This is a genomic window from Colwellia psychrerythraea 34H (genome assembly GCF_000012325.1).
Lineage (GTDB): Bacteria > Pseudomonadota > Gammaproteobacteria > Enterobacterales > Alteromonadaceae > Colwellia > Colwellia psychrerythraea_A.
In genome coordinates, this window is record NC_003910.7 from 2,729,863 (window position 1) to 2,750,848 (window position 20,986).

The window sequence follows — 20,986 nt, forward strand, 5'->3', positions numbered from 1 at the left end:
ACAGACTTAATAAAGGAATTATTGATGAATAAAGTATATTTAGTATCAGCAAAGCGTACAGCAATTGGAAGTTTTGGCGGGGCATTAAAATCGGTGCCTGCCGCTAATCTGGCCGCAGCGGCCGTTAAAGGCGCCTTGGCTGAGGCCAATGTCAATCCGGATCAATTAGATGAATTGATCATGGGTAACGTCATATCTGCCGGGCAGGGCATGGGGCCTGGACGTCAAGCCGCCATTGCTGCAGGTGCTCCCGAGACAATACCAGCTTATACAGTTAACATGATCTGTGGCAGTGGCATGAAAGTTGTCATGGATGCAGCGTCGCGCATCAAGGCTGGTGATGCCGACCTTGTGATGGCCTGTGGTGGTGAAAATATGTCACGGTTCCCTTATATCGTGACGTCAGATATTCGTTTTGGCAGCAAAATGGGCAATCTGGAGTTATCTGATTCGCTGATCACCGATGGCCTGACCGATGTCTTTAATAACTACCACATGGGCATTACCGCCGAAAATATTGCGGAACAAGTCGGTGTTAGTCGTGAAGAGCAAGATGCATTTGCCTTAGAAAGCCAGCGCCGTGCCGTTAGCGCCATAGAAGCCGGTAAGTTTAGCGATGAAATCGTACCAGTTGAAGTAATGGTGCGTCGTAAGACTGCTGTCGTGGATACCGATGAATATCCGCGCCAGGATGCCTCGCAGGAATCTTTAGCTAAGATGCGTGCCGCCTTTAAAAAAGATGGCACAGTGACCGCAGGAAATTCCTCAGGTGTTAATGATGGCGGGGCTGCAATTTTAGTTGCCTCGCAGGGCGCTGTTGATCAGCATCAGCTTAAGCCTGTCGCCGAGTTGGTGAGTTATGCTCAAGTGGGCGTCGATCCAACCGTGATGGGACTGGGTCCTGTGCCGGCAATTAAAGAGGCACTAGCTAAAGCCAATCTTAAATTTTCTGATATCGAATTGCTGGAACTCAATGAAGCCTTTGCTGCTCAGGCATTAGGTGTGATGAAGCAGTTATGTGTTGAGCACGATGAAGATTTGGATAACCTCAAACAACGCACTAATGTTAATGGTGGTGCTATTGCGTTAGGACATCCATTAGGTGCCTCTGGTAACCGGATCATAGTCACTTTGCTCCATGAAATGAGAAAACGGGGTAACAAGTTAGGACTGGCATCACTTTGCATCGGCGGTGGTATGGGTACTGCTGTGATTGTAAGACTGCTTGACTAATCACCCGATGCATCATCGAATTATTTTTTGATGGTGCATAATAAACTGAATATAATCAACGCTATGGTAAGAAAATTAACGAAAATGGAGGAACGAATGGATAAGGGTCTATTGCTGCAGGAAATAGTGCAGACAACAACAAAGGATCAGCATAACGGACTAACAAATAATGAGAAGTTAAAGGTTGAGGCATTGCCATTTAAAGGCTCTTACGAGACACTTTTTAACGATTTTGTCACTTGTAATTATATCCGAGGTTATAACTAATCCTTGAGCCAACTTGATAAAAATTTGGCAAAACGAAGTACTAAAAAGTGATAAATATAATTCAGATACTAAAGCATGAGCAGATTCTGTATTAAGTCAGTCGGATAAATAAACCAGCTGAAAAATTATTATATTTTTATCTAAGCCTCTTTATTGAGGCTTTTTAATACACGTAATAAAGGGAGTAGAGTTCATTTAGTGGTTAGAATTGTTGTTAAGCTTATTGTCCTAAGAGTTAACATGTAAAAGACAAAGGTATACGCATAGGAAAAATATCCTAAATCAAACTAAACTTCTTTATGAAACACTATAAAATGAGGATAGTGATTTCAGTTAATGGTTTACTTGTCTGAGGTGAATACATAAACGCTCAGACTATAGTAAATAGGTATTCATCTAGCCACAGATACAACCATTTGGCATATACTTTAATGGTATTGAAAAGCTCGAAACATTTTGTTCTATAGGAGACTGGTATGTTCTTAAAAAATAGAAATAACGGCGATATAGTAGATGTAGAAAACCTTTGTGATTTAACTAATTTATTTCACGATAAAGTTTTAGGAACTTATCAAGTAGGTGAAGAATTACAAGATCCGCAAGAATTTAATAAAATGGATTTAATCTTTCTTTCAGGAGAAGAGCTACCAAAGTGTTGGACGGATCCAAAATATCGAAAGCATGAATAATAAGTTTGTTTAGTTTTAAATGGCATTTTGAATAAAACACTTCCATACGGGCTGTTTTGTATCAATACAAAGCTAACTTATTGGTAATGCTGAAGCTGAGTAAAATGTTAAATGTTAAATGATTTCTAAAACATTTTGATTATACTCAAAGTAGTTATATAGGAAGTTCTAACCATAAGGATATAATTTTTTGAAATAGGGATTAAGAAAAAGTATTAGCTATAATATTTTAGCCATCGGTTAAAAGTAGTAAATTGATATCTCTAAATGAAGATCGGGTGCCATTATTAAACTTTTCTTAATCTGAATAATGACAGGGACAACCACTCTTTAATAAAACATACTCACTATGTCCGATACTCTTCAGTATTGGACATAGTGAGTATAATGATTTAAACTAGCTTCAACTGCCTTATCTGCTTGGTTTTACAAATAATGTTATTAACTAAACCCGTTCCTTTATATCCACCATACATTGATTTGTGTGATTTCGACTTTGATGACTATCCTCAGTTAGATAAAATATTCTCATCTAATGAACCCTGGTGGCTTGAACAATTTAACTGGGGAAAGATTTTCCTTACCTACATTGGCAGAAATAAATCTGCACATACTTATGAGCGCTTTAGAAATGACGTTGAACGTTTTCTTTTATGGTCATTCATTGTAAAGAAAAAACCAATCGACCAATTACGTAAATCAGACTTATTAGAATATGCTGACTTTTGTTGGCAGCCACCAGTTGATTGGATTGGCACATCTAATCAAGAACGTTTTAAAATAACCAATGGATATTCAGCTGCTAATGAACTTTGGTTTCCATACAAGATTCAAGCACCTAAGAGCTTAAAGTCACAATTCGTCATTGATAAGAAAAAGTATCGTCCATCACAACAAACGCTTTCATCAATGTTTACCGCCATTATCGTTTTTTATAATTACCTGATGGCTGAAGATTTTTGTATTGGTAACCCTGCACAAATAGCTAAAAAAGATTGTCGCCACTTTATCATCGACTCTCAAGTTAAAGAAATCAAACGTTTAACCGGTAGCCAATGGCAATTCGTCTTAGATACTGCTGTTGAAATGGCTGATGAAAATGCAATGTTTGAACGAAACTTATTTGTAATAGCGTCCTTAAAAACCCTATTCTTAAGGATTTCAGAGCTATCCGAGCGTCCTAACTGGTCACCAACTATGGGGCATTTTTGGCAAGATGACGATGAAAACTGGTGGCTTAAAATCTTTGGCAAAAGCCGAAAATTACGTGATATTACGGTTCCTATCGACTTTTTACCCTTTTTAGAACGTTATCGTGCTTCTCGTGGTTTATTAGGTTTACCCTCAAGCAATGAAAATTCTATTCTTGTTGAAAAAGTCCGTGGTCAAGGCGGCATGACATCTCGACATTTACGACGTTTAGTACAAAGTGTTTTCGACCAAGCACACGAAAATATGCGCAGATCAGAAGGTGAAAACAAAGCACTAAAACTCAAAGAAGCTTCTGCCCATTGGTTAAGGCACACCGGAGCTAGTATGGAAATTGAACGTGGGCGCCCTCTTAAAGATATTTCTGAAGATCTTGGTCATGCCAGTATGGCAACAACGGATACTGTTTATGTTCAGAGTGAAAACAAGAAACGTGCAGAAAGCGGTAAACGCAGAAAGGTAGACTAGCTAAACACAATGTAGCTACTCAGAATTATACTTTAATTGTTTTGCTTTTTTATTACTGAGAGTGTTAAATAAAACAGCGTGCTACGTAATTAATCACCCGTAATGACAAGCAAACTTTAGTAGAATTCACGTAGAGACAGGTTGTATTTTAGGCTAAGTAGCCTAAAGGTACCATTAATAAAGGCTTGTAGCGATAGTGCACTTGATTTGAACCCTTTGTCATTATCGTTAAATTTCATCATAATTGATTAGATAAGCAACAATAACAATACTATTTAGCCCGGAAAATGGTGATAAGCGCCCTGCTGTTAAACTTTTTACTTGTGCACTATTAATGGTGTTCACTTAAATGTTTTGTCTGTTTTTTACTGTTGGCACGTAATAAAAAAGCCCTAACAGTTATGTTAGGGCCTGCATTAAGTAGATAATTCAACACTAATTCAACCTTTCAAATTAGTGTTGATTGTTAAAAACTAATTATTTTATTATTCTTTTTCGAGCTAACACCGTTAACGCAATTAACATTAAGACCACTGTCATTGGCTCAGGTACATCAACAGGACCTGCAGAGTTAACGGCAAAATAAGCATTATTGCTGCTAACTTCGGCGAAAGAGGCACCAAACTCATTACCAAAAATCACATTCGTTAAATTCAATGTATCCGTTCCAATACTGGTAACGTTAAAATTTACACTCGCTAACACAAATTGGCTCAATCCATCTTGCACTGGTAAAAGTTCATCCCACCAAGCATAACTAATTTCAGATAAACTCATACTGTCAGTCATAATATCAAAAACACTTTGATCGCTACCAGCAACACCTACATTGAGTTTATTACCAAAACTGTTAGAGACATAATCTATTATTGAATTGTCCCACGACAGAGTAAAATCAAAACTCGCTAATAACTTTTGAAAACCCAAACCATCTTCTTCAATATCGCTAATGATAAAATCTGCTGTGAGCACGTCACCAACTTGATAACTATCTTGGTTTAGTTCTACCGAAAGTAATGTTGCCTGACTATTGAATGATACTAAAAGCATTGTTAATAACATTATTATTTTTTTCATGATAATTTCCTTTTAAATTTATTGAATGAATTATTCTGTCGCACAACGCGAACGAGTACATAAAGACATTAATGCTCTAACATCTAGACTGTTAACGACACTATCGTTATTAAAGTCATGTTGAATATCACCTGTTTCACCACGGCGAACCATCATAGAAAATTGAGTCACATCATTGCGATCTATGTCTGCATCGCCATCAAAATCACCGATAAGTTCTGCTTCACTGAGTAGATTCAGCACAACAATGACAGGATCATGGTCTGATGCTCGATACGCATCTTCAGCAAAGTAAGTTGAAAGTTGTTCTGATGATTTATATTCGGTGTTGTAATCAAATATACGAGGCTCATCAGCATTGATATGCCATACGGTAGTATCTACTACTTGACTAGCTAACTTATCGCTTGCAAGGGCATGGTCTAAATAACCAATTTCACCACCAAAACTATACGAATAACCAGTACTTCCCATATAGTCAGCAACTAAATTATGATAATTACTGTTGGTAATCGCATTAATTGGATCTTCTTTACCGTAAGCATTCAAATCACCAATAATTAAGAAATCATCATCGCTAGTGCCCGTAGGTTTTGTGTTTAACCAAGCCGTTAAGCCATTGGCTGCTTGTGTTCTCAACTCATTCCAACATCCTTGACCGTCTCCTTGATCAAGATTATTGCCAGAGGCACTGCCACAACTTCCTTTCGACTTAAAGTGATTAACCGCAATGGTTAGCTCTTCATTCGACGCTATTTCTTTGAAGGTTTGAACCAGCGGTTGACGGTTACCAAAATCAAATGGGCTTTGATTAGTAGTAACAGCATTACCCACTATTCCGACAGTAGCGGGTTTATAAATAATTCCTACTGCAATGGCATCGCCACCAACACCTGTTTGGTCGAGACTAACGTAGTTATATGTCCCTTCTCCTACTTGACTATTTAGCTGTTTAACAAGATCTGCTATGGCAGAATTGCTGTCAAAACCATCGTTTTCTAACTCCATCAGTCCAACAATATCTGCATTAATTTCTTTTAGTGCAGACACAATTTTACTGCTTTGACGGGTAAATTCTTCAAGCGTATCTGCACCGCGCGCAGTAGGGAAACCTTGACCAGCACCGTCTCCATTGAAGTAATTTAAAACGTTAAAGCTTGCTACTTTTAAGGAGCCACTTTCATTGAGATCAGGTTGTGTTGTTCTCACATTTGTCGTACTAAATAGTGGTGTCGTTGTTGGCAACACACGATATTGATTGAAACTATAATCAATGACACCAGTTAAACCCGTAACAGAATCGCCCAAACGTAAAGTATTTTCATGACTCAATCCAGGTGCTGGAAATGGTACATTGTCAGGGTTTTGCGCGTTGTTCATATCATCTAATGTGATTCTATTTCGGCTGTTTTTATCCGCTAAATCAATAGCTTGCTCGCTACCTGCGTTATAAATATTGGTAGGCAATATCAAGCGTCCATTAGACAGCGTTAGCTGACCATAACGAGCCAGATTATAAGTATCACTAACTTTCAAAGTATCGTTAAAGCTCACTGACATGCCTTCGATAGTTTCCCAGTAATCGATACTTGAAACCGGTAAAGACACCATTGTAGGCTCAATTGATTCACCAACACCACAATCAATAAAGTCTGTTGTCGCCGTCAATTGGGTACGGCCAAAACTCTCTTTGATGGTACCAAGTATTCTTATTTTATTGCCCTCTGTGGGGAAGTTAGCAATGTTATTAAAGTAAACAAATATTGCTTCAGAGGTCATCAAATCAGCATCAGTATCGTCTGCTTCTTCTTGTACAAAATACCCTTTTAAGCTTGGCACGGCTGACGTAACAGAGCCTTCAATAACTTTAACTTCACCAATAACGGTTGAGTCATTGCTACTGCCTTGAATTACATTAATTTTGTCAGCTTCATCACCACACATTCCAATAACAGGATCTTCACCTGTACCAGGATCTGTCGGAGAAGTATCAGCGAGATGTGAGCCCAAATTTTCAAAAGTATCTTTAGGATTTGACTGCCACTGATCTGCTTTAATAAATTCATCCATTCGGTCGGTATCACCTGATGTTATTGAAGATAAACGTAGTAATGAAGTATCTTTACCCCAATTTTCTCTCACACCATAAGTACCAATATTATCGATAATCGTATCGCCATGTACGAGCTCTACATAATCATCACCATTAAAATTAACAGCACTTACAAAATGGTCGATAAATGGTACTAATAAACTATCATCTGCAATTTGACTAGAGCCAAGTACCACCACATCATTAGCAAGTATCTCACCCGTTAATGTATAGGTACCAGTAGCGGTAAGACTTCCATTTGAATAAAGCTTGAATTGATAATCCGCCAATGATATTGCACTGTTTGTTGGGTTATAAATCTCTATTGCTTTATTAAAGCTAGAACCTTCAACATATTCAGAGAAAAACAAATCAACTCCCGTTGCAGGAGGATCTACTGGATCAACGGGGTCGACCGGATCAACCTCTGAACATGATGCGCTATATAGCGTTGAAATCCATTCTGGGTGATCAATAAATGGATTACGATTTCCTTGAAACTCATAAATTTTATTATTTCGATTAATTTCAAACTCATCAACCGGATCTTCTTCACTCCACGCTAACAAAGTACATAACTTACCTAATTTGGCTTCACCACCAGAGGTTAAGGTATCGACAACTTGTAGGTCGGGTGTTACAGAATCTAATCCGGCATAACGAGTATCCATATATAAAACGATACGAGCAACATCGCCTTTTACAGCATCTCTTGGTTCAAATGAATTTCCGTCTACGCGATTATCTGGAGCTTCTGGTAAAGGTGCATCACTATTATCAAAATCTAAGTTACCTCTTGAAGAGTTAACGGATATATCCGTCGGTCTTAAGTGGTGAATATCTGAATAAGCCATAGCACTTGAACTTGGGAAGCCGTGGCTTTTTGCCCAAACATGTTCACGGTTCCAGTTATCAGGGTTGGTCGATTGTGAACCACTACCATTGGAATTTTTTGCTTTAGAAATACCACGATAAAATAAGATAACATTATCAGGGTTCATCGGGTCTTCATCAGTAACAGTTAATGCTGTCCATGCTTCTGAATAGGTTAACTGCTTATGATTTGCTGAGATGACTTCATTGATGTTGGTTCGAATAACCTCGGTACTTTGTACAGAATCAATGGCGTTAAACACAGCGGCATAATAGGTAGCATCAACAAAGTCTTCTGCACTTTCTATCGTGCTTAAGTCTGGGCAATTATAACAAGCATCTGTGACTGGACCTTGACTACTATCACCTCCTCCATCTTCAACACCAGAAGTAACGAGTACGTTATCCAAACGAATATATTCAGAGCCAGAGTTGTTTGCCATAGAAGCTTTAATTTGAAGCGTACTTCCTTCTGCAATGCTTTGTGTTATGGCTGCAGACGTAAAGTCATCAATCAATGTGTGACTACTGCTGCCTTTACCTTGCCAGTTTTCTACCTTAACAAAAGGCGCATCATCTATTGAATAGGAAAGATCAAAAAAATCAGCTGATTCAAGGGTGCCACTTTCTTCTGCTAACACAGAAATGTTAATATTCTGCTTGCCTTGAATATCAATTTTCTCCGATAGCCAATCTACACTGCCATCTACATCTCTTGCTTCGACTTTATTATTCGTGACTTTAAACCAATCACTGTTTGCTGTTAATTGTGCATTAGTAACATCAATAGACCAGCGAGTAACACCGTCCATATCGATGGTTTCATAAACTGCTCCTTTATTGGTTAATGCTGGGTCAGAAAAGTCTTCAGACCACAGTGTTTCAGCACTTAAAGCACTGTAGCTAACAAAGCTTGAAGCAACACAAAGTGCAATCGAGTTTAATTTTAATTTATTTTTGCCAAAAAATAGACTTGGCACTACCTTACGAGTCTTCATTTCATTTCTCCAAATTTTCAATGAATTTACGTTAAAAAAGTACTTCTATTGGTTAAAACTTCAACTTGATTCTGAACGATAAATGTTACAGTTTTGTTATTTAACGGTAAGATTGTTGTTATTATTGACCAAATAGTCAACTACTAAGTGTATATAAAATAAACATATTTAATAAAACACTCTATCTGGTCAGTTAGAGTAAGGGTTTGAGGTTGATTTTATTTTGTACAGCCCGAATAAAAAAGACTAAAAATCGATGGCTCGATGGTATTAGATGAGAAAGGAACGATTGGTTAAGCCATACTGGAGCCAGTATGGCAATTTACTAGGAGTAATCTATTAAACTTTTAGTTGTGGGTGCGATACTACATGAATAACAATCAACGGAGACTAGCTCATTATTTTCGTTTTGCAATCAACAGCGCTGACACTATCAACAGTGATCCAATGGTAAGTCTGACTAATTCTTCTGGTGTTCCCCCTTTAGCTTCACCAAAAATAAACAAGGAAGCAAACATAGCCAGTGGTACTACCGCATTATTGAATGTTGCTAATACACCAACACTTGTTTGAGTTCCGCCTTTATTCCAAAGGAAGAAACAAAGCCCTGAGGCAATTATCCCCATATACACTAAAACAAACCACTGTGTTGGTGTTGCGTTCAATGGAATAGGTGGTTGATGAGAAATTAATAGCGTAGCAATGGTAGTAAAAATGGCTGCACCTAGGTATAAAAAACCAAAAATAGAGCTGTCAGTAATATGTGCTCTACTTCTTTTCCAATCGCGATAATAAACTTGCCCAAAAGCAAAGGCCAGATTAGCTACTTGCATCAAACCAAATCCTAACCAAATTTCGTTTGAATCTATATTGCCCATTTTTATAATTGCGGCACCAAAAACAGACAGAACAGTGGCCACTAAATACCAAGGGGTAAAACTACGTTGTCTAAGATCGTTAATAATAACGATATAAAGTGGCGTAAGTACGCTAAATAGCGCGACAAGGTGTGATGGTAGATAGCGAAAAGCGGAAAGATAACAGGTATACATTACACCGTATTGAAGTGCGCCAAGCAATATCAACTGCCGTTTTTCCTTCCCGTTGGTATTACCGAATTTCATAAAGGGAATAAAAGCAATTAGCGCAAGTAACAGGCGAGTATCTGCTATTTGAAGTGGGTCAAGACCTTTGAGTGCGTTACCAATTAGACCAAAGGAAAAAGCCCAAATTAGCGTAGTGATCGCTAGATAAATCATTAAAAATCTCGAATAATTAGTGTTATACCAATCTGATCAAACAACTTCCCATTTTCGAGTGGTCTAAAAACCCAATAACTGCGTTGCTTTCAATCGCAATAGCCTGCTATTACTCAATCAAGCGCCTTGTTCTTGAATTTTTATCCTCACTGAACTTTGGGAACTAACTTAATCAAATTAGTATTAAAATGACCCCAGCCAATAAGCTGGGGTCTATGTTAAGTATTTTACCAGTTGTAAGTAGCACTGATGGTGTATTGTTCACCACGACCCGGTGTACCAGGTATCTCTTCAAAAGATTCATCCCAAAGATTGTCTGCTGCAAGCACAATATCTAAACCTTTAATCTGTGAAGGAGAAACCTTTAATGAAAGGTGTGTGAATAGAGCATCGTCGTCACCGTTGCGTAGAATGTTTTCTTCTTGTTTGCGCCACTCATTATCAACACGTACTTCTACGATGTCGCTAGGATGCCAAATAACACCTAATGTTACCCGATGATCTGGGAAGTTCAATGCATAAAAGCTAGCATCTATATCCGCAGCACCATAATCTTCTGATTTTTCAAGGAAGGTGTAACTAGTGATTATTTCTGCGTTTTCAAAACGCTTTACCGCAAGTAGTTCTAAACCTAAGGTATCAATATCAACCGGGTTTGCTGAACGAGCAGAAGTTGAACTCAAGCTATAGGTCCAATCGGTTAAATCATTGTCTTGTCGATAAAAAATAGCAGAATCAAGGCGCCAAGTTTCGCGATCTAATACCAAGCCTAATTCTATGTTTTTAGTGGTTTCTCGCTCAAGATTATAATTACTTCTAAACAATCCACCACTATCACTACCACCGATAGCGGTATAACCAGCTACTTGACTGGCTTCTGCATAAGAGAGATAAATCGTTTGAGAAGTATCATCAGCATTAATTGTATCCCACGTTATATCACCAATCATTGATACTTGAGAATCGTCTCGATTAGTATCATCAAAAGCCGCGCCGAGACGGACAGTTAATGCTTGGTCATTATGTAGATCCATTCGGTATTCAGGTAATACACTGAGCTTGTAATAATGACGAGAAGTAAAGTTATTTTCTAACGTGGTTGATTTAATACTGTCTGCTATAAACTGCGTTGAATAATTCAGTGCAAATGATGCTGTTTGGGCATGGCGACCGGATAACGCTATCGATTTAACATCAGTTTCGTGAAAAGCTTCAAAGATATCAGGGTTTTCACGGGAAAAAACATAATGGTCTTTGTTATTACGATAGTAAGTGGAAATTTCAAATGTGCTGTCTTGCGCATATTCCTGTTTATGATTAAGTATTAATAGTTGTGTTTCAAGATCTTCAGTTTCATTAACATTAAATGGCGTGTACATATTTGGCCAGCCAAAAAATTTGTCTTGAGAACCAAAAAACAGATCGGTCTGTGATGAAGGCCCAACTAACTGAATACGAGCAGAGGCACGTTGAAAATCATGATCGCCATTTTCTATCGTGCCATCACTTTCAGAGCGAGAGAATTCACCTTCTAAACCAAGAGTCCAATCAGTAGAATCACCCAGTGCCATACTCACACCACTGTGTATTCGTTGTAAATTAAAGTTGTTATTACCTGCGCCAATTGAAGCACTGCCTGCCGTTTTTATTGGTGTCCAGTTGCGGGAAACGGTCCCTACCGAGCTATTAACACCGTGCAGCGCATTATCTGCACCAGTCAGTACATTAGCATTACTTAACATTTCCTGAGCAATAGGAATTTCTGCAAAGTAATGTCCAGTTTGCGGATCAAGTAATGTCGCGCTGCCAACCCTAAAGCCAGTATTTTCGAAAATACCACCACGAATAGTTACATCAGCTTGAGCTTCTGCCATATTGCGTGACTGTAGATCAACGCGTGGGTCATATTCTAAATTAGAAACTGGCGAACCAAAAGTTCCCACAGGCTTAGTATTAGCCGTGGTTGAGCTTTCAACCGTGATTTTCTCAATATCATTACTGACATCTTCATTTACTATAGTGCTTACTTCATCACTTACTGCATGAATTTCATCGGATGCCGATGAAACAGTCGATAGGCTAAATAACAAAGCGGGCAAAGCAACTTGTACAACTCGAATCATGTTAATGTTCTCTATTTACACTGTTTTATCTATCTTAAAAACGATTGTTTTTCACTCAATCACTCACTTGCTCAAGAAACCACATGACTAGCTTACAGAAAGAGTTATTACTAATCTTTGTGTTATACCGTCGGGTTTAAAATATTGGAACAACTTCACGAAAATATCGTAATATGGGTAGGGTTCAGCTGAAAGGTAGTAATGGTATGTTAATTAAGATTATATCTTAGCGAAGTACAATTTTATACATGATAGCCATTCTCACTTAATAATGATTTACAATTGAACACATAACAACCAGAGTGATGACGATTTATCCGCTATTACAATAATCAATAGGTTTTGTTAAGACCAAATATGAAAACACAACAAACTAAGAATGATGTCCACGAACCAGAAACTATTTATTTTGCTGGGGGCTGCCTTTGGGGCGTACAGGAATTTATTAAGCACCTACCTGGCGTTATTGCAACAGCAGCAGGTCGAGCTAATGGCTTAACCAATACAACCAAGAGCAGTTATGATGGTTATGCTGAATGTGTAGAAGTAATCTTCATCCCAAACACGGTCAATGTTATTGAACTTATAGGTTACTTTTTCGAAATAATTGACCCTTACAGCATCAATAAGCAAGGCGAGGATGTTGGAAAGAAATACCGAACTGGAATATACAGCAAACAAAGCAGCCACCTCAAAGTGGCTATTGGGTATATTACACGTCGCGATGATGCAGATAAGGTTGTAGTGGAAATTTTACCATTGCTAAACTATGTGAAAAGCGATGAGGAACACCAAGAAAGATTAACTCGGTTCCCCAATGACTATTGTCATATTCCTAAGAAGATATTACATAAATACAAGTAAGTTAAAAGTGACTAATGCGCCCTGCTCCTTCTCCCTGTTCAGCCTGTTCCTCTTATAGCGACACTTTCACAGTATTGATCACAAGGTTGGCCAAAGGATTTAAATAAGCCGGTTATTATAACGTGTTCTTTATTTCCTTTGCCAATGAAAACCGCTAAAATGCCATAGGCTAACAAGGAGTTACCGTGATTGAAGTAAAAGATTTATGTTTCATTCGTAATGATGGCGATAACAAACAAAGTATTTTAAATAAGCTAGATTTGTCTATACCCGAAGCACAGCATCTTGCATTACTTGGTGATAGTGGCTCAGGTAAAACCACCTTTTTGCACATTTTGGCGGGCCTGCTGCAAGCAGATAGCGGCTCAGTCAGTGTTAACAACCAAGAGTTATCATTGCTTAATGAGCGAGAACTCGCGCTTTATCGCCGTAAAATTGGTCTTATATTTCAGCATTACCAATTGCTTGATTGCCTCACCGTAAAACAAAATATTTTATTCCAGCACAAGCTAAACTTTCCAGGTGAAGCCGCGAGTGAGTTTGACCATCTCGTCAATGAGTTAGGGCTACAAAATAAGCTTAATGCCCTGCCTCATCAACTGTCAGGTGGTGAACAACAAAGAGTGGGTATCGCCAGAGCCTTACTTAACAAACCTCAAATTATTTTTGCCGATGAGCCTACTGGCAACTTAGATCAAAAGCGTTCGCACCAAGTGGTTAAACTACTTACCGAGTTATGCCATGCACGACAAATTAACCTAGTCATGGTGACTCATAGTCATCAATTAACTGATTATTTTGATCAAGTTAAAGTGTTAAGAGATGGTCGTTTTGACTAGTTTTACTAATGAAATCAAAATTATATTAACCACCCATATCGCGTTTTATCGACGACATCCTTGGTTGATGGCCTTGTTTATTTTAGGATTTAGTTTAGGCAGCGCTCTATTAACCGCCATTTCGGGGCTTAATCAAGAAGCCAAAACACGTTATCAACATTCCTCTGCATTAATCAATAACCCCGTCACGCATTTAATTAAACCGCTCACGGGAAAACAGACTATTGATGGTAATCTTTGGATAAACTTACGGCAACAGGGCTTTATTAATGCACAGCCTGTTTTACGCGGTAGATTAAAAACCAATGACGACAAAACGCTGGCAATTCAAGGTGTAGATACCTTGTTGTGGTTAAATAACCCGCAATACAAACAACCTAATGAAAACGACAATAAAACACCTTCGCACTTTTCCCTGTCTACCTTGTTAGTAGATTCACAATTTGCTGGTCGACTTCAAACTAAAACAGGTAGCCAAGCACAATTTGTCTTGAAAAATGGACAAGTTCAACCAGACATCCGTTTAATGGATAATGTAGGGCTTTGGGCCATTACTGATATTGCTCATGCAGATTATTTACTAGAAGCTAAAGGACAATTAAGCTTTATTGAGCTGTCGCATGTTACCGAGCTGCAAGTAGTTCAAATAAAACAGTTGATTGCAGGGAAAGCACAGCTAATTGATGCCGAACAACAGTCCTTTGATGTACTGTCACAAGCGTTCTTTTTTAACCTTACCGCCCTTGCCATGCTTGGTTATATTGTTGCGGTCTTTTTGAGCTTTAACGCGATAAAACTCACACTAACGGCTCGACAAAAATTGATTAAGCAAATGCAGCTGTTAGGCTGCACCAAGCTAAGTATTCAACTTAGCCTTAGTATCGAACTTATTATTGTTAGTCTTTGTACCGCGCTTATAGGCACTTTAGGCGGCTACTTCATTGCTAATGGATTAGTGCTTGATGTAAATCGTACTTTGGTGGGTTTGTATCAACTTGATAAAGCGCTTGTTATCCATTGGCAGTGGACTAATGTTTTATTGGGTTTTGCACTGAATATATCTGCCTTAGCGGTAATATTGTTAACACAAGCCAAACAAGTTGCCAGTAAAGTCCAATTGATATTTTACGCCTTATTGGCGAGTACATCGGTAGGCTTAATTTGGCTACTTAATTACGCGACCAACGAATACCAAGCGTTATTGCTGTGTTTTACCCTATTGGTCTTGTTCATATTACTGGTGCCTAAAGCGCTATCGGGTTTGGTCGCATTACCTTTTACACTATCTAATCCGTTAGCCCAATGGCTACATGCCGATACGCGATTCCACATAAAAGATCTACATATTGCCATTATTGCCATTTTAGTTGCCCTTGGTAGTGCCATAGGCATGCAAATTATGGTGAAAAGCTTTAGTACCACGTTAAATGCACACCTTGAAAAACAACTAAGTGCTGATATTTATTTGCGTTCAGATAAAATCGACCACAACCTAAGACAAACACTCAGTCACTTGCCTGAAGTTGCACAGCTAAGCATATATATGAAAAGCGAAGGCAAGGTAAATAATGTACCTGCAAAGCTTTCAAGCTTTGGTGAAAACTTTGAACACTATCTGCAAATATCGCTAACATCTGGTTCACCCATCAGCGATAAAAACTTCATGGATAAAGGCTGTTTGGCTAATGAGCAAAGTAAAATTAAATTTGGTTCATCTATAGGTGATGTGGCTGTTTTTGAACAAAACTCAATGCACTTCAACTGCCGTATAACGGGCTTTTTTTATGATTATGGCAACCCAAGTATGTCGCTACTTACCTTGGAAAAACGACAAAGAGCTGCAGCACTAAATACAGAATTTGTTGGTTATTCAATTCGCTTAAACAGTAGTTCCACCGTTGCTGCATTTAGCGAGCGTTTAGTGAACGAATTCAAACAAGACAGCACGCTAATTTTACCCAACAAACGATTTAAACAAATAGCCAATGCTTTATTTGACGATACCTTCGTCGTTACCAAAGCGCTTAATGGTTTTATTCTCGCTATTGCCCTATTAAGTCTGTGTACCAGCCTATTAAGTTTAAGTGTTAATCAATTAAAGCAATTAACCATATTACGAAACTTAGGGGTAACACAGCAGCAATTATTAACCATGAAGCTGCTACAAACCGGAGGCATAGTGTTATTTACCGCATTATTTGCTATTCCTCTGGGTTTTGCCCTTGGCTTTGCCTTATTAAAGTTTGTAATGCCTATAGCATTTGGCTGGACCATTCACTTTAGTTTAGATTTAACCAGTTTATTCATCATGTGTTTAACCCTGGTTGGTGTCTCTGTGTTATGTGCTTATTTACCGATACGCAAACTAACCAACTTAGAAGCGAAGGAGTCATAATCTCGTGATGATAAAGCAAATAGTGAACAAGTTATTACTCACCAGTTTTGTTTTTGTTTGCTTTGTTTTTTTACTGGCTGCTTGTCAGCCTGTGGAGCAAAAGTCGACCCCCTCTGCGTTACAAATGGCCAGTGGTAAGCCGGTAACAAGAGGAACTGAATTAGTTTTTCCAAAAGATCATGGTATTCATGCAGAACAAGGCATTGAATGGTGGTATTTAACGGCTAATTTGCAAAGTGACACAGGTGAAACCTTTGGTGTTCAATGGACACTATTTCGTACCTTAATGCCGAGTAACATTGAATCGAAATGGTGGGATAACAACCTATACTTCGCCCACTTTGCAATGCAGCATAAACAACAGCATGTTGCGTTCGAACGTTTTTCACGATCGGGTCAAGCCATGGTAACTAGCTCTCCGTTTAAGGCCACCATTGATAATTGGCAATTGAGCAGTATAAATGAAGATTTTTTACCACTGAAGCTAGCTGCAGTACATGAAAATTATGAAATAGCGTTAACACTAAGTGACAGTCCAATGACATTACATGGCGACAACGGTTACAGCCAAAAAACTCAAAGTGGTCATGCGTCTTATTATTTTAGTTATCCATTTTTAAAGGTAAAAGGCAGTCTAACGTTTGCCGGAAAAACCTATAAAGTAACTGGTAATGCCTGGTATGACAGAGAATGGTCCGCCAGTTTGCTTGACAAGAGTCAACTTGGTTGGGACTGGTTCAGTCTTGTCGACTCTCAATCAGAAGAGTCAGATCAAAAAGGGCTAATGCTTTTTTGCATACGTGGGCGCGAACTAAAAGTCGAGAAAAGAGCCGAACAAGAAGAACAAAGTAACAGAGACAATAATGGGCTCAGTAACGGAAACAGTTATGATTATTGCCGCGGTACGCGCATAGCGCCCGACGGTGAAGCAACGGATATTTCAAAAGAAGGTATTAAGCTGTCAGTCGTTGAAACCGTGACGATAGATAACCACGACTATCCAAGCAAGTGGCAAGTTGAATTACCTAATACCCCTGACATTATTATTGAAAGTATCACCAAAGATTCGCGCAATAAATTAACTATTCCCTATTGGGAAGGCCGAGTTAAAGCAACAGGAGGCTTTAATGGTAATGGTTATGCCGAGATAACGGGGTACTAAACCCCAGACATTACAACTGCTCTTTCGGGGTTTCTTATTGTTGCTCAATGCTACACTGAAGACATTAGGCAACTAGCGCGAATAGTACTTAGGATTTTGTTTTGTATCGTAAAATCTCATCGCCACTATCATCAAGTTATCCTGTTGGTAACCAGCCAACATGCCTATAAAAACCGTAAGCCCTAATATTTGAATTTACACCCGCTGCTAGCCAAAGCTCAGCTAAGCCTTGAGAGAAAAGGCAATCAACAACCAGAAATAGTAATTTTTTTCCAACACCGTGCCCCTCATATTCGGGTAATACTGCTAATACGAGTACTTCGCCAGTTTGAGTATTTCCATAACAATAAGCAATGACTTCACCTTTATCTAATGCCACCATCCCAATATAAGTATCATTTTCCAATTTGGGTGACCAGATTTCAGTAGTTACACCGATTGCGATTAATGTATCCTTATCGATTGAGTTGTCTCGTGTAGCACCTCGAATTTCTGCGCATATATCTAAATCAGAATCCAATGCTCTTCGATATACTAATGTCATTTTTCGCTTCCCAATTTACTAAGTACAAAAATATAACATCCTAACACTGACTTATCAATTATGCATTTATCTTATTAAAATCAATAACTTAATTAAATACAGCCTGAGATTTTTATTTAATTTGTAGCACATGTGTAGCAATATGGTTTGGACTTCTATTACATAAACAATATCGCTAATGCCACAAAACGGTCCTAATTTTCATGTCAATTATCACCAATATTATGTCCACTTTCTTCAAGGATAGCTGACATTAGCAGTATTTTTCTATCTCGCTTTCGCCACCGAAGCGCCATAGAGTTACAACTACTTTTATCGCACTTCAAACTTGATACTAGGGTTGTTTACACGTGCTGATCAATTAGAATCGAATTACCATCTGGGTCTTGAATAGAAACACTAGAAGGACCACTTGCACCAGTAATAGATTTTGTATTATGTTAACACCTTGAGCTTCAAATTCTTTTAAAAGCTCTCTAACATCGGCATACGACTCTAGAGTTAGGCTCATATGTGTTATAAATACATTACCCACTTACCTTTATACGCATACCAGTGGAATAGATGATATCTTCGCTTGGACATGAATATTTTGGTGTGATAGATGAGCAAGACTGATTTGGCTTGTCAAAACAGAAATCAAATCGAGTTTGCGTTTTTACTGGCTGAGTGAGAATGCTTTTAGGTAATTCTGACCATTTCCAGTTTTGAATTACATTTTCAGCTGCTTTAGCAAAGTACTTGCTTGTTGAAGCTACTACATTTATGTCTTTAACTTCATTTTGTGGTGTTATTACATATTCAATAGTTGCGCAGCCCTCAATAGACTTCATCACCGCTTTTTTTGGATATCTAGCAGGAAATCGATCTAGTTGACTCCATTTCGAAGATTGAATTTCGTTATGAGTGATTGATAAATCCGAATACTCATTCTCCACTTTTGTTGATGAACACCCACTCATAATAAGAATAGTGATTAGAATACTAATATTACTTTTCATAGCTGAAACTTCCTTGCATTTATAACGCCAGAATAACAGGCTAAAAATTGTTAGCTAAAATCAGCGAGGCACGATCAGTGGCCAACTATTTATAGTCCTAGTTCATTTGCTTGTTAGTAGCACTGTTTAATAAGATTAAAATAAAATCTCATCGTCGCTTATTTTTTCAGATGCTAAATGTTTATCTAGCTCAGATCGCGTAAAGAACATTTTTTAATTTTTATTTTAACGAGCCCTGTTTTCATCCTTCATATTTCTATGGTTAGTTAACACCTTTGACTTCCCTTTCCATTCAGGTAATTTTAACCTTTTGTTCGGATGTTTTTTATTATATTGCTCCACATAAACCGTGTATTTACTCCATAAGTCATCAACATCTTCATTAAGAATATCTTTAATTGCTACTTTAAAACTCCAAGGTTTAATTTTTAGTGGTGACTGATTAAATTTGTAAGTAAACTCTGAATCATAATTATCAGCAATCCAATTTAAGAAAAATCCCGTTGTTGTATAACCCGAAAGATAACGATCATTGACTTGAGTTTGTCGATTAATGCTTCCTGTATCCGGTGAACGAGTTAGATGATGCCTGCCTCTGATACGCACCAGATCAGCAACCCCTTCAAGAAACGCATAATAATCATGACCAGACGCATATAGATCTTTAATAGTTTCTGGCTGTGATTGATAACCATGTACAAGTTCATGCCAGAATACACCGTAAATCTCATATTTTACAGCATCGTCAGGCTGATCAGCTAGGGCATATTGCAGATATCGAGTACTAAAATAAAGCTGCATATTTTTACCTGAGCCACCACGTGCAGCTAACACGTCACTCCAGTTATACTGAAAAGTCACGGTATCAAATTCAGGCACTTCAGTAATATTGCGGTAAAGATTTTTACACACCTCCAGAGAGACCTCATTAATTGCTCCAATTAAGTCAGGAACAATTCGATTGACTCGCTTAAAACCTTCCGAATTAGTATCTTGATGTGCCAGTATTACTTTTGGATAGTGAAAACCTTGCCAAGGGTTAGCTGGATCGTAAGAAACAACAAAACGCTTATTAAGCTTGGTGTGTGCACCAAATTTATTTTTAACAGTTAAGCTAACATCATGGCCACCTGGTTTGTTAAAGACCACCTTAGGGTTTCTTTCATTACTGGTGGCAGGCGTAGCATTTTCAAAAGTCCAATGCCATTCTGTTGGTGAGTTAGGTGACTCATCCTTAAAAGAAATTTCTTGATCAAACTTAACTTTGGTTGCCGATGCCGAGAACTGCGCAACTGGCTCTTTAGTAATACCTCGTAGCTCCAGCTCTGCAATTTGTAAGTAGGTATCACCCCAGGTCGTCGGTTTTGTCTGAGTAAAGTGATATCGGTACTGAGAATACTTTGTTGTGTTACCCGCAATCTGGTATTCGTTCGTGACTCCTCGACCATTAAATTTCTGCTCGCCTCGAGTATCAATGGTTGTCCAATGTGTATCATCATTAGAAGCTTCAAGTATCCATTCTTTAGGATCTCTACCTGGCGCGTCACCAGCAGAGGTAACCTGATAACTGGAAAGAACTTTAGGTTTTTGAGTATTAAAAATAACCCAGGCCGATTTATGCATTGCTAAAAATTTAGAGCCTTTGTCTCCATCGAACAGATTATTAACGCCTTCTGTCGTAGGTGAATCTTTATGCTCTGTTGTCGTTGAAAAAGGTAAATCAAGAAAGTTAACCGACGCAGCAGATACCGCCTCCTGCGTTGCTTCTCTTTCTAGTTTATCTGCTGTAACACAAGCAACTAGCCCCCCGGACATAACAGCCATGGTAAGCATTTTTATCAGTTTCATCTTATTTCTCTTGTCTCTGGTTAAGTTGTTTTAAGGTTTATTGCG

At 38.3% G+C, this 20,986-nt stretch carries 15 protein-coding genes; 7 read left to right on the forward strand and 8 right to left on the reverse strand.

Annotated elements, in window-relative coordinates; genetic code table 11:
* Positions 1–24: 24 nt before the first annotated feature.
* Positions 25–1,233, forward strand: coding sequence for an acetyl-CoA C-acetyltransferase (locus tag CPS_RS11710; protein WP_011043434.1), 1,209 nt, complete (start codon positions 25–27; stop codon positions 1,231–1,233).
* Positions 1,234–1,294: 61 nt separating this feature from the next.
* Here the strand turns inward: CPS_RS11710 and CPS_RS23900 are convergent, their stop codons facing one another.
* Complete coding sequence (locus CPS_RS23900) at positions 1,295–1,432, reverse strand: hypothetical protein (protein WP_011043435.1); 138 nt, start codon at positions 1,430–1,432, stop codon at positions 1,295–1,297.
* Positions 1,433–1,976: 544 nt separating this feature from the next.
* Here CPS_RS23900 and CPS_RS11715 point away from each other — a divergent pair.
* Together CPS_RS11715 and CPS_RS11720 are read left to right on the forward strand one after the other, a co-directional pair.
* Complete coding sequence (locus tag CPS_RS11715) at positions 1,977–2,189, forward strand: hypothetical protein (RefSeq protein ID WP_011043436.1); 213 nt, start codon at positions 1,977–1,979, stop codon at positions 2,187–2,189.
* Between the two features lie 435 nt (positions 2,190–2,624).
* Positions 2,625–3,866, forward strand: coding sequence for a tyrosine-type recombinase/integrase (locus CPS_RS11720; protein WP_041736950.1), 1,242 nt, complete (start codon positions 2,625–2,627; stop codon positions 3,864–3,866).
* Positions 3,867–4,343: 477 nt separating this feature from the next.
* Here CPS_RS11720 and CPS_RS11725 read toward each other — a convergent pair whose 3' ends face one another.
* The 4 genes from CPS_RS11725 to CPS_RS11740 form a co-directional block, all read right to left on the reverse strand.
* Positions 4,344–4,943 (reverse strand): PEP-CTERM sorting domain-containing protein, encoded by a 600-nt coding sequence (locus CPS_RS11725; protein ID WP_011043441.1) that lies wholly within the window; start codon positions 4,941–4,943, stop codon positions 4,344–4,346.
* A gap of 30 nt (positions 4,944–4,973) precedes the next feature.
* The gene (locus CPS_RS11730) at positions 4,974–8,906 is read right to left on the reverse strand and encodes an ExeM/NucH family extracellular endonuclease (protein WP_011043442.1); all 3,933 of its coding nucleotides are present in this window, start codon (positions 8,904–8,906) and stop codon (positions 4,974–4,976) included.
* 398 nt (positions 8,907–9,304) lie between these two features.
* A complete protein-coding gene (locus CPS_RS11735) occupies positions 9,305–10,165 on the reverse strand; it encodes an EamA family transporter (protein ID WP_011043444.1) in 861 nt (286 codons plus the stop codon).
* Positions 10,166–10,392: 227 nt separating this feature from the next.
* Complete coding sequence (locus CPS_RS11740) at positions 10,393–12,288, reverse strand: TonB-dependent receptor plug domain-containing protein (RefSeq protein WP_011043445.1); 1,896 nt, start codon at positions 12,286–12,288, stop codon at positions 10,393–10,395.
* A gap of 357 nt (positions 12,289–12,645) precedes the next feature.
* Here CPS_RS11740 and CPS_RS11745 point away from each other — a divergent pair, with 357 nt between their 5' ends.
* The 4 genes from CPS_RS11745 (at position 12,646) to CPS_RS11760 (ending at position 17,548) form a co-directional block, all read left to right on the forward strand.
* Positions 12,646–13,152: a peptide-methionine (S)-S-oxide reductase gene (locus CPS_RS11745; RefSeq protein ID WP_041736954.1), complete on the forward strand. Its 507-nt coding sequence runs from the start codon at positions 12,646–12,648 to the stop codon at positions 13,150–13,152.
* A gap of 185 nt (positions 13,153–13,337) precedes the next feature.
* A complete protein-coding gene (locus CPS_RS11750) occupies positions 13,338–13,991 on the forward strand; it encodes an ABC transporter ATP-binding protein (protein ID WP_011043448.1) in 654 nt (217 codons plus the stop codon).
* Complete coding sequence (locus tag CPS_RS11755) at positions 13,975–16,386, forward strand: ABC transporter permease (protein WP_011043449.1); 2,412 nt, start codon at positions 13,975–13,977, stop codon at positions 16,384–16,386. The genes CPS_RS11750 and CPS_RS11755 overlap by 17 nt, the downstream gene beginning before the upstream one ends.
* Positions 16,387–16,393: 7 nt before the next feature.
* On the forward strand, positions 16,394–17,548 hold the full coding sequence (locus CPS_RS11760) for a lipocalin-like domain-containing protein (protein WP_011043450.1): 1,155 nt from the start codon (positions 16,394–16,396) through the stop codon (positions 17,546–17,548).
* 136 nt (positions 17,549–17,684) lie between these two features.
* On the opposite strand, the gene CPS_RS11765 is transcribed toward CPS_RS11760, so the two are convergent.
* The 3 genes from CPS_RS11765 to CPS_RS11775 form a co-directional block, all read right to left on the reverse strand.
* Positions 17,685–18,092 (reverse strand): GNAT family N-acetyltransferase, encoded by a 408-nt coding sequence (locus CPS_RS11765; RefSeq protein WP_011043451.1) that lies wholly within the window; start codon positions 18,090–18,092, stop codon positions 17,685–17,687.
* Between the two features lie 527 nt (positions 18,093–18,619).
* Positions 18,620–19,093, reverse strand: coding sequence for a TonB family protein (locus CPS_RS11770; RefSeq protein WP_011043453.1), 474 nt, complete (start codon positions 19,091–19,093; stop codon positions 18,620–18,622).
* A gap of 225 nt (positions 19,094–19,318) precedes the next feature.
* Positions 19,319–20,941 carry a basic secretory protein-like protein gene (locus CPS_RS11775; protein WP_011043454.1) on the reverse strand — a complete coding sequence of 541 codons (1,623 nt, stop codon included), beginning with the start codon at positions 20,939–20,941 and terminating at the stop codon, positions 19,319–19,321.
* Between the last annotated feature and the right edge of the window lie 45 nt (positions 20,942–20,986).